We start from the raw sequence: 763 nt of genomic DNA, 5'->3' as shown, positions 1-763 counted from the left end.
GTTGGTGATCTCGTCGAGAAACATGCCCAACCGGGAAAACTCGTCCCACTGAGCGACTTTCACGCGCTGGCGGTTAATCAGCTGATCCATCAGAGTGATCGCCTGCGCGGCGACCGTGCCATCAAAGGGGGTTAGCAGATAGATGGTGGAGTTGGGATCCTCCAGGAACTCCTCATCGAGGACCGGTAAGCCTCTGTCGCGTTCCATCGTCTGCAGCCAGGCAGTCAGGACCTTGGTCACGGTGATTTTGACCGAGTCGCGCTGCTTGGCCTCCATGCTCAACACGCTGCGCACGCGGGCCTCGAAGTAGCGGTTCGACGACCAGACGGCCGCGGTCACCCAGGAGGCATCAGTGCTCATCTGCGGCGAGGTGGGCCAAGGGTTGGGCAGGGTCACGTCCTCGGCAGCCTCGATCACCCAGTCGATGCCCAGCCCTAGCCCTTGCGGACTCGCGGCCAACAGCAGGCAGGTCAGCGGGGCGAACGCCAGGTCATCCCACGGGCCGGGGTCGCTGCCGCGAAAGGAGCTGCCCGACAGCGCCACCGCCGAGGTGCTCAACAGCGTGCGAGCGACGGCCTTAGCATCCTCAAGCCCGGTGATCCATGCGGTGGGATCGAATCGGTACGGACGCAGGTCGGCCGGATAGTACGGCGCAGCGATAGGCCGCAGATCCAGCAGCGCGGCAGGCCCGTAGCGCCGCGAGGCCACCATCTGCATGAGGTCGTCCTTGGAGGACGACACCACTGCTGGGCCCGGCCACAGC

At 65.0% G+C, this 763-nt stretch carries 1 pseudogene; it reads right to left on the bottom strand.

The window, feature by feature from the left end:
• Positions 1-763 (bottom strand): annotated as a pseudogene (locus H7I57_RS00135) (type IV secretory system conjugative DNA transfer family protein); the annotation flags it as partial.

The organism is Mycolicibacterium pyrenivorans, assembly GCF_025821625.1.
Lineage (GTDB): Bacteria > Actinomycetota > Actinomycetes > Mycobacteriales > Mycobacteriaceae > Mycobacterium > Mycobacterium pyrenivorans.
The sequence above is the reverse complement of the archived record's forward strand: the minus strand, read 5'-3'. Positions and strand labels throughout refer to the sequence as shown.